General features: G+C 66.8%; 14 protein-coding genes. 7 read left to right on the forward strand and 7 right to left on the reverse strand.

The window, feature by feature from the left end:
* Positions 1 to 105: 105 nt before the first annotated feature.
* From ACIA76_RS01170 to ACIA76_RS01190, 5 genes are all read right to left on the reverse strand, one after another.
* A complete protein-coding gene (locus ACIA76_RS01170) occupies positions 106 to 1,701 on the reverse strand; it encodes a molybdopterin-dependent oxidoreductase (protein WP_397147039.1) in 1,596 nt (531 codons plus the stop codon).
* A gap of 5 nt (positions 1,702 to 1,706) precedes the next feature.
* Positions 1,707 to 2,432, reverse strand: coding sequence for an anti-sigma factor domain-containing protein (locus ACIA76_RS01175; protein WP_397147041.1), 726 nt, complete (start codon positions 2,430 to 2,432; stop codon positions 1,707 to 1,709).
* A complete protein-coding gene (sigK, locus tag ACIA76_RS01180) occupies positions 2,429 to 3,025 on the reverse strand; it encodes an ECF RNA polymerase sigma factor SigK (RefSeq protein WP_397147934.1) in 597 nt (198 codons plus the stop codon). Before sigK ends, ACIA76_RS01175 begins: the two co-directional genes overlap by 4 nt.
* Positions 3,026 to 3,198: 173 nt before the next feature.
* Positions 3,199 to 3,831 carry a fasciclin domain-containing protein gene (locus tag ACIA76_RS01185; RefSeq protein WP_397147936.1) on the reverse strand — a complete coding sequence of 211 codons (633 nt, stop codon included), beginning with the start codon at positions 3,829 to 3,831 and terminating at the stop codon, positions 3,199 to 3,201.
* A gap of 123 nt (positions 3,832 to 3,954) precedes the next feature.
* Entirely contained in the window at positions 3,955 to 4,848 is an 894-nt protein-coding gene (locus ACIA76_RS01190; protein ID WP_397147043.1) for a cyclopropane mycolic acid synthase family methyltransferase, read from the reverse strand.
* A 220-nt stretch (positions 4,849 to 5,068) separates the two neighbouring features.
* Between ACIA76_RS01190 and ACIA76_RS01195 the strand changes: the two genes are divergently transcribed.
* From ACIA76_RS01195 to ACIA76_RS01220, 6 genes are all read left to right on the forward strand, one after another.
* Entirely contained in the window at positions 5,069 to 6,076 is a 1,008-nt protein-coding gene (locus tag ACIA76_RS01195; RefSeq protein ID WP_397147045.1) for a fused (3R)-hydroxyacyl-ACP dehydratase subunits HadA/HadB, read from the forward strand.
* A gap of 70 nt (positions 6,077 to 6,146) precedes the next feature.
* The gene (locus tag ACIA76_RS01200) at positions 6,147 to 6,350 is read left to right on the forward strand and encodes a cold-shock protein (protein WP_397147047.1); all 204 of its coding nucleotides are present in this window, start codon (positions 6,147 to 6,149) and stop codon (positions 6,348 to 6,350) included.
* A gap of 71 nt (positions 6,351 to 6,421) precedes the next feature.
* A complete protein-coding gene (locus ACIA76_RS01205; protein WP_397147049.1) occupies positions 6,422 to 6,586 on the forward strand; it encodes a hypothetical protein in 165 nt (54 codons plus the stop codon).
* A gap of 165 nt (positions 6,587 to 6,751) precedes the next feature.
* On the forward strand, positions 6,752 to 7,105 hold the full coding sequence (locus ACIA76_RS01210; RefSeq protein ID WP_397147051.1) for a hypothetical protein: 354 nt from the start codon (positions 6,752 to 6,754) through the stop codon (positions 7,103 to 7,105).
* A gap of 652 nt (positions 7,106 to 7,757) precedes the next feature.
* Entirely contained in the window at positions 7,758 to 8,663 is a 906-nt protein-coding gene (locus ACIA76_RS01215; protein ID WP_397147053.1) for a Ku protein, read from the forward strand.
* 45 nt (positions 8,664 to 8,708) lie between these two features.
* On the forward strand, positions 8,709 to 9,239 hold the full coding sequence (locus tag ACIA76_RS01220) for a GNAT family N-acetyltransferase (RefSeq protein ID WP_397147055.1): 531 nt from the start codon (positions 8,709 to 8,711) through the stop codon (positions 9,237 to 9,239).
* 19 nt (positions 9,240 to 9,258) lie between these two features.
* On the opposite strand, the gene ACIA76_RS01225 is transcribed toward ACIA76_RS01220, so the two are convergent.
* Positions 9,259 to 9,882: a hypothetical protein gene (locus tag ACIA76_RS01225; protein WP_397147057.1), complete on the reverse strand. Its 624-nt coding sequence runs from the start codon at positions 9,880 to 9,882 to the stop codon at positions 9,259 to 9,261.
* Between the two features lie 173 nt (positions 9,883 to 10,055).
* Here ACIA76_RS01225 and ACIA76_RS01230 point away from each other — a divergent pair, with 173 nt between their 5' ends.
* The gene (locus tag ACIA76_RS01230; protein ID WP_397147059.1) at positions 10,056 to 10,874 is read left to right on the forward strand and encodes an RDD family protein; all 819 of its coding nucleotides are present in this window, start codon (positions 10,056 to 10,058) and stop codon (positions 10,872 to 10,874) included.
* Position 10,875: 1 nt separating this feature from the next.
* Here ACIA76_RS01230 and ACIA76_RS01235 read toward each other — a convergent pair whose 3' ends face one another.
* Positions 10,876 to 11,742 (reverse strand): MetQ/NlpA family ABC transporter substrate-binding protein, encoded by an 867-nt coding sequence (locus ACIA76_RS01235; protein WP_397147061.1) that lies wholly within the window; start codon positions 11,740 to 11,742, stop codon positions 10,876 to 10,878.
* Positions 11,743 to 11,828 lie beyond the last annotated feature (86 nt).

Genomic DNA, 11,828 nt, shown 5'->3' on the forward strand with positions numbered 1-11,828 from the left:
CGGAGTCCGAGGGCGATCAGGTCCGCCCGCGGATGTCACAGCGTGGGGAGAAGTGGACCACCGCCCCTGCGGTCGCACGATCCGAGAACTGACAGCCGACTCGAGTCAGCGGACGGTGACGACGCGGCTGTGCCAGCCGGTGGAGCCGTCGGGAAACGGCGGGGCGCGCCGATCGGTTTGGACGATGCCGTCCCGGTCGCGGGCCCGTACCCGCAGGGTGTGCGTCCCGGTGCTCGCCTCCCAGCGCCAGAACCACTGGCGCCAGGTGTCTTCGGAGTACTCCCCGGCGAGGGTGGCCGGTCGCCACGGCTGGTCGTCGACCTGTACTTCGACGGTATCGATGCCGCGATGCTGGGCCCAGGCGACCCCGGCCACAGTGACGGTGCCCGCCGCGACCGTCGCGAAGGCAGCGGGCACATCGATGCGGGAGGCGGTCTTGATCGGCGCGTCGGCGCCCCACCCGCGCTGGGTCCAGTAGGCACGGGCGCGGTCGAAACGGGTAAGTTCCAGGTCGACAACCCATTTCGTGGCCGAGACATAGCCATAGAGGCCAGGTATCACCAGCCGCGCCGGATAGCCGTGTTCGATCGGCAGGGCCGCGCCGTTCATACCGACCGCGAGCAGGGCGTCACGTCCGTCGAGGATCGCCGAAACCGGTGTGCTCGCGGTGAATCCGTCGACGCTGCGGGACAGCAGCATATCCGCGTCCGGATGGATTCCGGCCTCGCCGAGCAGCTCCGCCAGCGGATATCCGGTCCACACTGCGGTACCGGCCAGATCGCCGCCCACCTCGTTGGACACACAGGTGAGGGTGATCATCCGCGCTATCGCGCGTCGGGTGCGCAGCAGATCGAAGTCGAATTCGACCGGGCGATCGACCATTCCGTGGATCCGCAACCGCCATTCGGAACTGGTGAGCGCGGGCAGTTGCAGGGCCGTGTCCACGCGATAGAACCGCTCGACCGGCGTGACGAACGGGGTGATGCCGTCCACGGGTGCCTGTGCGGCGCCGGGACCGGGCACGGCGTGATCGGCTCGCGGCAGCAGGAATCGAGCCCGATCCGCGGCGACGTCGTGCAGGCGCGTGCCGAGCCACCGTCCGGCCGCGCCGGCGCCGACCGCGACAGCGCCGACCCCCACGACAGCGGTCAGGAAGGCGCGGCGAGACAGCGCGCCTGTTTTCGGCTCCGGCCTCACCGAGCCGGTGACGAGCAGTCTCAGCGCGAGCACTCCCGCGATCGTTCCGGCGAGTGCGGGCACTGCGAAATACGCGTCGGCGGTGGGCCGCCCCAGCGCGGCCGCCATTGCCACCGCTCCGACGACAACCAACAGACCGCTGCCCCACCGACGTCGGCGTTCGAATATGCCGATCAATGCCGCGCCGAGGAGCATCACCGCACCCATTGTGGCGAACAGGGCGGTCTTGTCGTTGCTGCCGAACCACCGAATGGCGACATCCTTGAGGGCGTGTGGTGTCCGGTCGACCATCGCGGCCCCGAGGGCGAAGAACGGTGAGGCCGCCGGGCCGATGATGGCCGCCACCAGGTGTCCCACGCCCAGAACGGTTGCGGCCGCGACGATCCCGGCGACCGAGGCCGCCGCCCACCCGAGTGACGCCTCCGGGTCGTGTCGGCCCTCGCCGGGTGGTGACTCACTCGCCGCGTCCTGTTCGCGGTCACCGCGTGGAATCGTGGAAGCCATGGCGGTCAGCTCAGATCCAGATCGGCGATCGGCGTGCTGGTCGGGCGCGGGGATCCGCCCGCGGGTTCCACCGTGACGGCCAGGCTCTCTGCCGCAGCGAAGTGGGTGATGACCGGGTCGCGCGGGAGCCGGTCGAGGATCGCCGCCGACCGCGGATCTCCCCCCGGCGGTATCAGCCAGAGCTGATAGCTGCGGCCCGCGGCGGGCACGGGCACGTCCTCGAAGCCGACCGCGGCCAGCGACAGCGTCGCGGAACTGTGCACCACCAGGGTGCCGCCGATACCGAGACCGACTGTGCGCGTGCGGAGATCGGGTTGCTGCTCGATCATCTGCACGACCGGCGCCGCCGTCGGCGGAGTCTCAGTGCGGCGGTCGGCGGTGGTGATCACCCCGACGCCGATGGCCACGAGAATCGCCGCGGCCGCGGCGAACCAGCGCAGCCGAGACCCGTGCCGCGGCGCGGGCCGACGGCCCGCGCGACCGGTCGCGCGGTCCAGCGCGGCCAGCACCCGGTACTCCAATCCCGTTGGCGGAGAATCGGAATGGACCGCGGTCAGATCGGCCAGCAGGTCCTGGACCTGCCCGACGGCGTCGTCGAATGCGTGCCTGCTCGCCGCCGGGGCGGCGGCGCGCAACCGTTCGATCCGCCGCCGTTCGGCGTTGGTCACCGCGTCGAGCGCGTAGGGATAGACCGATTCGAACAGTCCGGTCCGCGGTTCGGTGTCCCTCACTGGATCTCACCCCCACCTGCCAGGCAGGCCGCGAGGCGCTTGAGACCGTCGCGGATTCGGGATTTCACTGTGCCCAAAGGAATGTCGAGCACGTCGGCGACCTCGGGATAGGTCTGCCCGCCGTAGTAGGCCAGGGCGATGGTCTCGCGCTGCCGCGAGGTGAGGGTGTCGAGGCAGCGCCGCACGGCCTGTTCCTCGATCCGCTGGGACGCCGCCTCCTCGACTACATCGTGATCGCGACCCAGTTGCGCGTGCCCGTAGACGGTATCGCGATCTGTCGCGGACCGATCGCCGCGGATCCGGTCCACCGCGCGCCGATGGGTGAGCATGATCAGCCACCCCATCGGGCTGGCGCGCTGTTCGTCGTAGCGGCCCGCCAGCGACCACACCTGCAGATAGACCTCCTGGGTCACTTCCTCGGCGGCGGTGCGCTCACGCAGGATCCGCACTGCCAGGCCGAACACCCGCGGGGAGGTCGCGCGATAGAACTCGGTGAAGGCCTCGCGGTCAGCCCCGGCAATCGCGACCAGCAATGTGGCCAGACGGCGGTTGGCCTGCTGCTCCAGCCGCAATCGCACGGGCGGACCGGACATACCGGCCCTCGGCCGGTCGTCCACCGAACCCGGGAACAGGCGGATCACCCGGGGGTGTTCGTCCGGGGCCGTCACGAACGCACCCGGGAACCGGTGTGCACCGGATATGTGGTCATGGCTACTCCTGCTGCGGTGCGGGTCGACGGCGACCCTGGCGGAACGCGCTTCGGGAATCAGGCCGGCGGCATGAGCACGGTGTCGATCATGTAGACCGTGGCGTTCGCGGTCTTGACACCGCCGCAGATGACCGAGGCGGCGCCGACCTTCAGTGCGGCACCGGATCCGGTGACGGTGACATCGGCGCCCTCGACGGTCTTATGTGTTCCGGCGATCTTGTCCGGGGCGATCTGTCCCGCCACGACGTGATAGGTGAGGATCTTGTTCAGCGTGGCCGCATCGGTTTTCAGCGAGTCGATCGTCGCGGGCGGAATCTTCGCGAAGGCCGCGTCCACGGGTGCGAATACGGTGAATTGGCCGCCGTTGAGGGTGTCAACGAGGTTCACCTGCGGGTTGAGTTTGCCCGACACCGCGGAGACCAGGGTGGTGAGCATCGGGTTGTTCGAGGCGGCCACCGCGACCGGATCCTGGGCCATCCCGCTGACCGATCCGGCGCCGGTCGGCACCTGCGCGGCGTAGGCCTGGCATCCGGGCCCGACGAGACCCGCCGCGGCACTGCTCGCCGTGGTCGACCCCGCCATCGAACTCGTGGCGCTCGCGCTGCCGGAATCGGATTTGTCGTTCGAGCAGGCGGTCGCGCCGGCCGCCGCGGCTCCCATCACCATCGCTGCTACCACGTAACGTCGCATCATCGTCATCGTTCCTGTCACTGCCTTCGTGGTCGGCGGTCCCAGGCGGGGCCGCAGTGGATTTGGTCGAGAGGACTTCGTCTGGACCCGCCCGCCGGATCGGTGCGGAACCGGATCGGAATGTCAGACCGGCATCGAAGCGTTTTTGGTGCAGGTGAACTGCATGACGTCGAGGCGACCGGCCCGGAACTGGTCCGCGCAGCCGGCGAGGTAGGTGATGTAGGTCAGGTAGGTCTGTTCATCGCTCAGCGCGATCGCCCGGTCGCGTTCGCGTTTCAGCGCGCCCGCCCAATGATCGAGCGTCTTCGCGTAATGCGCCTGCAGCGCCTGGATCCGGCTGACGGTGAAACCGGCCTCCTGCGCGTATTCGCGGACGCCGCGCAGTGCGGTGCCGGTGGGCAGCGGCAGCTGTCCACCGGGGAAGATGGCGTCGCGGATGAACCGCATGAAGGCCAGATCCGAACGGGTCCACCGAAGTCCGTTGGCGCGCAGGTGATCCGGGCCGTACACGACGATGGTGTGCAGCAGCATCGTGCCGTCGTCCGGCAACGTCCGGTACGCGAAATCGAAGAAGTCCGGATAGCGCTCAGCCCGGAAATGCTCGAATGCGCCGACCGTAACGATGCGGTCGACCTTCTGATCGAATTCCTCCCAGCCCTGCAGCCGCACCTCCCCCCGCGGACCCCCGCGCCGCTGGTCGAGTTGCGCGCTGACGTAGTCGAACTGGTTGCGGCTCAATGTCAGACCGATGACATCGACGCCGTATCGGTCCATCGCGCGCAGCATCGTCGAACCCCAGCCGCAGCCGATGTCCAGCAGTGTCATGCCGGGCCGCAGATCGCATTTGCCGAGGGCCAGATCGATCTTCGCCAGCTGTGCCTGCTCCAGGGTGTATCCGGGTTTGTCCCAGTACGCACAGCTGTAGGTGCGGGTCGGATCCAGGAACAGGGCGAAGAATTCGTCGGACAGGTCGTAATGAGATTGAACGTTGGCGTAGAAGGGCGCGAGATCTTTCATCCGTACTACCTCCATTCGACTTCGTGGATTGAGGACCGCCAGGAAAGTCGAACCGCACGGTCCGCCGGATCGGTCGATTCGATGTGTCCTGGATCACATTTCAATCCGCGCCCACGCGGGCTCCGACTTCTCCACGGACACATACTTCGCACTCGGGAGGCACAGCGTGGAGGTCGTCGAACCAACGCATCAAAGGAGCACCGCACCGACGGGCGGTGCGGTGACCGACCGATTGACCGCAGTGGTGGGCCGGCGTTATCGGATCGATGACTACTACGAGGTCGGCAGGGAGAAGATCCGGGAATTCGCCCGGGCCGTGCGCGCCGATCACCCGGTGCACTGGGACGAATCGGTCGCCGCTGAATACGGCTATCCGGGACTGCCGGCACCGCCCACCTTCGGCTGTCTGCTCAGCGACACTGTGCAGCAGGCGCTGACCCATATCCTCGACGGCTACGACCTCGAGTCGACGATCCACACCGATCAGGTATTCGAATTCCATCGCCCGGCCGTCGCCGGCGATCAGCTCACCAGCACCGTTGCGCTGCAATCGTTTCGGCGGGCGTTCGGCGGAGATCTGTTCGTCGTCGAGAATGCCGTGACCGATCAGCGCGGATCAGCCGTGTTCTCGGCCAGGACCAGCGCGATCGCGCGGTCACAACCGACAGCGAGTGATTCGCTCACCAGGGTCATGGCCGGAATTCTGCGATCGGATGTCCTCGCAGCTCGAAAGGCGGCCGTGCCCATGACGGAGGTGACCGACGACGCGACGCCGACCCGGCCCAGCGGCTCGGGGAACCGCTGGGCACGGCCCATGGCCATGGTCTCCGTGGGAGATCGGTTGCCGCCGAGGATATTCGCCGTCACCCGCGGCGATCTGGTGAACTACGCCGGAGTGTGCGGAGACCCGAACCCGATCCACTGGCACGACGGCACCGCCCAGCTCCTGGGCCTGCAGCGCGGCGTCGTCGCGCACGGCATGCTGACCATGGGACTCGGCGCGGGCTATCTCACCTCCTGGCTGGGCGACCCCGGCGCGCTGCGCCAATACAGCGTCCGCATGACGAGCCCGGTCTTCGTCGGCCCCAACGCACCCGCTGCCGTCGAATTCGGCGGCGTCGTCAAATCGCTGGACCCGGATACCGGCACCGCGACCGTCGCCCTGACCGCGACCTTCGACAGGCGACGCATCTTCGGCAGGGCCACCGCCATGGTCCGTCTGTCGTGAGAGCGCAGCCCGGGTCTCGTGGATCACATTGTCCCTGAACACGTCCGCAGGAACGACAAGGAGAACAACGATGGCGCAGGGCACGGTGAGATGGTTCGACGACGAGCGGGGTTTCGGATTCATCGCAGTGGACGACGGCGGTCCCGATGTCTTCGTGACTTGGAACGACATTACTCGTCCCGACGGTGCAACCCTGCGCGAGGGCGAGTCGGTGAGTTTCGAGATCAAGGTCGGTTCCAAAGGTCCCCAGGCCCAACGGGTCCGACCGAGCTGAGCTCCGAAGCCACAAGTCGAGTATCGAAACGCTATGTCTCCCTTGTCGGTCTACGTGAGGAGCAACGATCGATGACGATATTCACCAGCGGGTACGGGTATCGGTTCCCCGCCTGGGCCGCACCGACGCGACGGGCGGCAGCGGTGCTCCGGCACGGACCGGCTTGTTTCGCGGCCGCCGCCGTGACCGCGTTCTCGGCGCCGTCGGCGATGGCGAACTCGATCACCACCACCTGACCCAGGATTTGTCCATGTTCGTCTCCTCCACCGAGAGCGGAGGAGACGAACATGGACTACAGAACCTCACGGTGGGGGTGCATCCCAGGGCCTCGGATGAACCCCGCAGCGCGTGTGAGAGATTCGCTTATCGAATGAATGTCACCGGCGTTCGAATCTCACCGAATGGAAATCGGCGTGCCGGTCACGGTCCCCGGCCGCAAGGGTCCGGAAGTCGTCGCCACGACAGTCGCCGTCTCGGTAGAGTTTCGCATCGCGGTCGGTGTTGTTGTCGGCGAACCCGTCACCCTCGATGTGGTAGCAACGGTCGTTTTCGGGGTCTTCCAATCGCCGCACATCGCCATCGTGAGTGGTGTACACGAAGGAACCGCGGGCGGCGGCAGCGGCGCCGTTGACGGGATCGCCGGCAGTGGTAGCGGCGTGGGCAAGGGGCGCACCGAAAGTCAAGACGAGGAGCGCGCCGGTCGCAGCCAGCGTGGTGCCAATACGTTTCATGGGACTGCCTTTCGTCGAACCTAACGAATTTTGTGAATCGTCGCCGCCCCCGAACCTTGTGCGGGTTACGCCGGGAGCGGTGCTCTAACCTGGCCAGTCGACGTCGACGCCAGCGATCGTATCAGTCGCTCAGTTCGAATATCCACAAAAACTGATGGCGCACAACATATTTCACCCCCTACTGAGTACTGCGCTTCGCGTTCGGGCGATGAATCCGGTCGGTCGGCACGATGGGCGTGGGAATCGCTATCTCGTTGTGCGGGAATGGATTACGGCCAAAAATGCCGGAGCCGGAGATCAATCAGCTGACGAGATCCACGCCTGGGCCGAGGGGGACGCATGTCAGACCCGCTACCTGCGAAATATTAAGGAGCACAATGACTCTGGCCACCCACTCGAGCGCCTGGCGCAAACGGGCCGTGGAAGCTCCGCGACCTGATCCACCAGGCCGAACGGCACGCAGCCACCCACTCCACACCACAACTCGGCCTGGCTTGGGCCGACCACGAGACGAAGGCCGCGACCCGCCAGAAAATCGCTGACACCGTCCACGGGGCCGTCTACGGGCCGTCGCAGGTCGACAACCAACCACCACCAGCCACCCGCATCCCCCACGAACACCCTGGCCGGACCGGTTCGCCGGACATGGGGAACCGGTCGAAAGTACGATCGAAACATGCGGTCGATCTGGAAGGGCTCCATCGCGTTCGGGCTGGTGAACGTCCCGGTGAAGGTCTATACCGCCACCGAGGACCATGACATCAGGTTTCACCAGGTGCACGCCAAGGACGGGGGGCGGATCAAGTACGACCGGGTGTGCACGGTGTGTGGGCAGTCGGTGCAGTACGCCGATATCGATAAGGCCTATGAATCCTCCGAGGGTGATCAGGTGATTCTCACCGACGAGGATTTCGCGAAGCTGCCGGTGGCGGAGAAGCACGAGATTCCGGTGCTGCAATTCGTGCCGGCGGAGCAGATCGATCCGATCCTGTTCGATCGCAGCTACTACCTGGAGCCGGATTCGACCACCCCGAAGGCCTATGTGCTGCTGGCCAAGACGCTCGAGCAGACCGAGCGGGTGGCGCTGGTGAACTTCACGCTGCGGCAGAAGACGCGGCTGGCCGCGCTGCGGGTCCGCGACGGCGTACTGGTGCTGCAGACACTGCTGTGGCCCGATGAGGTGCGTGCGGCGGATTTCGAATCGCTCGACGGGGTGGCCGAACCGCGCAAGCAGGAGCTATCGATGGCCGAGACACTGGTCGACAGCATGTCCGACGACTTCGATCCGAGCCTGTACACGGACGACTATCAGATCGAGCTGAAGCGGATGCTCGACGAGGCCATCGCCTCGGGATCCAGCAAGGTCACCCGCCCGGCCGAGCCCGCGCCCGCGGAGATGGACGCCGAGGTCGTCGACCTGGTGGCCGCGCTGCAGCGCAGCCTGGAGGCGAGCGGCCGCCGCGGCGCGGCGACGAAATCCGACCCCGCGGCCAAGGCCACCGCCAAGAAGCAGCCCGCCGCGAAGGCCGCGAAGAAAGCCACCAAGAAGCCCGCCAAGCAGTCCGCACGCAAGGGCGCCTGACCCCGTCACCCAAGGTAGGGCGTGTCAGCTGGCAAACTATCGACTATGGATGTCGATATAGCCATCGTTCCCATGGGCCTCGGTCACCTGCGCGAGGTCCTCGACCTCGGTGATGAGGTGTTCGACACGAATACGAAGCCCTACACCTCGTGGTCGCTCACCTCGATCGCCGAACACCTGGACAACCCCGATGGTTCCTGCTGGGTAGCCCTCGACTCGGACCGAGTGGTCGGTTTTGTGCTGGGATCGATGGAATTCGAGCTGCGCGAGGACTGGTCCTATCTGGAGTGGATCGCGGTCGCCCCGCATATGCAGGGTCTCGGTATCGCGGGCCGGCTGGTGGACATGTGCTGCGCGGCCTTGTTCTCGCGGGGCGCCCGCCGCATCGTCACCGACGTCGAAATCGACAACACGGCATCGGCTGCGCTGATGACGCGGCATGGCTTCACCGAGGGCACCACGGTCACCCTGCTCGTCCGCCCCAATCCGGATCAGCCCGAGGTCGCCGCGGACGCGCCCAATCTGTCCGCCGCCACCAAGCGCACCTTCGCCCGCACCGGCCGACTGCGTCGCTGAATCCGTCGCAGCGGTGACCTCAGGATTCCGCGGCGGCCTGCTTGCGGCCCTCCGCGAAGAAGTCCAGCAGCGCCGCGACGGTGGGAACCTCCGAGCGCGGGCGCATGGCCCCGAACGGCGCGTTCCAGAACTCGCCCTCGCGGCGGGTCCACGGCCCCACATAGGCATAGGGCTGCGGATTGTCCCAATCGCCCGGGGAGACACCGAAATTGGTCTGGTCGACCGCGATCGAGAGATCGAAATGCTCCGGCCACAGGGTCGGCGGCTGATCGGCGAAGCGGCGCAGCGCGGTATCGCCGAGGGCGAACCAGCCGTGAATCTGCTCGGTCGCCTCGGCGTCGACGGTGAACGCCTCCTTCGGGTCCATATCGGTGCCGTCGCTGTAGAGCCCGGGCGGCGGCGCCTCGGCCTCGAAACCGGCCGCCGCGGCGATATCCGCGTAACTGCCGCGCAGCGGGGTGCGGCCCTCGGGCCACACCATCTCGGTGCCGATCACCGAGACCGGCCATTTCACGCCGATGAAACCACCCAGCACGATGCGCATCCGGACGGTGCCGAAACGCCGGTACTGCGGACCGGCGATCAGCAGTTCGGACACCGCGTGCAGGGCGAAGCGGGTGTCCTCGTAGGTGATGTCGTCCACCCGACCATCATCACCGCAACCGGCGCCGACATCGCGGCAATTCCGCCGTCTTTGCCGTATGTTTCCGGTCGGGTTCGCTCATACTTGGGCGGGCTCACCGGTTTGCCGCGGTTCCGACACAGTTCCACCCGGTCGTTGCGCTCAACCGTCCCATCACATCGTCGGAGGCCCTGATGACCGATCCGCATGCCCAGCAACCGAACCCACCGCAGCCCGGACAGTCCGGCGCGGGATATCCCCAGCAACCGGGCTACGGTACACCGCCGCCGGGCTACGGTCCGCCCGAATACGGTTACGGCGCAGGACAACCCGGATACAGTGCGGGGCAGCCCGGATACGGCCCGGGACAATCCGGATACGGCGCGGGACAACCGGGCTACGGACCACCGCAACCCGGTTATGGCGCGCCGCAACCCGGTTACGGCGCACCGCAACCCGGTTACGGCGCACCGCAGCCGGGATACGGCCCACCGCAGCCCGGATATCCGCCGATGCCGGGCTATCAGCCCTACGGCCCCGTCCCGCCCTATGCGAGCTGGGCCGCCCGGGTCGGCGCGACGCTGATCGACGGCCTGATCATCGGCGTGCCCACGATCATCCTGTACACCCTCGGCATCGCGATCGGCACGTCGAATATGACCTGCACCAGCAATGACGACACCGGCTCTTACAGCACCTCCTGCAGCGGCGGCCTGAGCGCGGGCGGGGTCGCCCTGATGTTCGCCGGCGCGCTGGTCGCCCTGGTCGGCGGGTTGTATCTGCTGTACCGCGAGGGCGTCACCGGCCAGACCCCGGGCAAGAAGGTGCTGGGCATCAAGCTGATTCGCGAGGCCGACGGCCAGACGATCGGCTTCGGCATGTCCATCGTGCGGCGCATCTGCCATGTGGTCGACGGCCTCCCCTGCTACCTCGGCTATCTGTGGCCGCTGTGGGACGACAAGCGGCAGACCTTCGCCGACAAGATCCTCCACACGATCGTGGTGAAGCTCTGACCTATCCGCGGAACTTCGCCTCGAGCTGAGCCAGCGTCGCCCTCAGATCCGCGGCGTCGTTGGTCTGGAAGATGCCGTCGAATCCCGCCTCGGCGCGAATCGCGGCCTCCACCTCCGGATCGTGGTAGAGCCGTACCAGTGTCGCGAGCCTCGGATCGTCCCGGTCGGCGGCCCGGGCGGCGAAGACGTTGATGTACTGCTTCAGCTCGGGGCGTTGCGGATCGTCGGTGAAGATCACCTGCTCGTGGGTCAGGCCCGCCTGCCGGGCGAAGGTGTCATCGACGAATGCGGCGTCGGCGCTGTCCAGCGACTGCGCGGTCAGCGTCGGATCGATGGTGATCAGCCTCACCTTCGACGCCGCGGTGTCGACATCCTCGAGCTTGGAATCCCAACTGGGACCGCCCTTCAGCGCGATCAGTCCGGCCGCCGCCAGTCCCAGCAGCGGCCGGACCTGATTCGCGGGGTTGTTGCTGAGAGTGACCTGACCACCCTTCGGAACCTCGGCGACCGAGCGGTGCTTCTTCGAATACAAGGTCAGCGGGTAGATCTCGGTCGCGCCGATCGGGGTGAGGGTGTCGTTGTTGCGGACGTTGTAGTTGGCCAGATACCGGATGTGCTGGAACTTGTTGAGATCGATACGCCGTTGCGCCAGTGCGGGATTGGGTTGGTTGTAATCGGTGAAGTTGACGAACTCCACCGCGATGCCCGCCGCGGCGGCCTTGTTCTTGTAGACCTGCCAGTGCGGCTGCGGGAGATCGTTCACACCGATGCGCACCACGTCGCCACGGTGTTGTTCACCACAGGAGGAGACGGTCGCGGCCATCGCGAGCAGGATGGGGATCACCAGAAAACGGCGCAGCCTTCGCATTTCGTGCAAACTAGACGTTCGACCCGCCCGGTTGCCACAGTTTCGCTCACCGCAATCGGAAACCTTGTCCGCGACCGTGCTCACCC

Origin of the sequence: Nocardia sp. NPDC051570, from assembly GCF_044454005.1 — a bacterium.
Taxonomy (GTDB): domain Bacteria; phylum Actinomycetota; class Actinomycetes; order Mycobacteriales; family Mycobacteriaceae; genus Nocardia.

Bases quoted from the DNA above. Each gene is read 5' to 3' on its own strand.
- ACIA76_RS01230 (WP_397147059.1), top strand. From the start codon at position 10,056: ATGACCGATCCGCATGCCCAGCAACCGAACCCACCGCAGCCCGGACAG.
- ACIA76_RS01200 (WP_397147047.1), top strand. From the start codon at position 6,147: ATGGCGCAGGGCACGGTGAGATGGTTCGACGACGAGCGGGGTTTCGGA.
- ACIA76_RS01235 (WP_397147061.1), bottom strand. From the start codon at position 11,742: ATGCGAAGGCTGCGCCGTTTTCTGGTGATCCCCATCCTGCTCGCGATG.
- ACIA76_RS01190 (WP_397147043.1), bottom strand. From the start codon at position 4,848: ATGAAAGATCTCGCGCCCTTCTACGCCAACGTTCAATCTCATTACGAC.
- ACIA76_RS01185 (WP_397147936.1), bottom strand. From the start codon at position 3,831: ATGCGACGTTACGTGGTAGCAGCGATGGTGATGGGAGCCGCGGCGGCC.
- ACIA76_RS01215 (WP_397147053.1), top strand. From the start codon at position 7,758: ATGCGGTCGATCTGGAAGGGCTCCATCGCGTTCGGGCTGGTGAACGTC.
- ACIA76_RS01170 (WP_397147039.1), bottom strand. From the start codon at position 1,701: ATGGCTTCCACGATTCCACGCGGTGACCGCGAACAGGACGCGGCGAGT.
- ACIA76_RS01205 (WP_397147049.1), top strand. From the start codon at position 6,422: ATGACGATATTCACCAGCGGGTACGGGTATCGGTTCCCCGCCTGGGCC.
- ACIA76_RS01220 (WP_397147055.1), top strand. From the start codon at position 8,709: ATGGATGTCGATATAGCCATCGTTCCCATGGGCCTCGGTCACCTGCGC.
- sigK (WP_397147934.1), bottom strand. From the start codon at position 3,025: ATGTCCGGTCCGCCCGTGCGATTGCGGCTGGAGCAGCAGGCCAACCGC.
- ACIA76_RS01210 (WP_397147051.1), top strand. From the start codon at position 6,752: ATGGAAATCGGCGTGCCGGTCACGGTCCCCGGCCGCAAGGGTCCGGAA.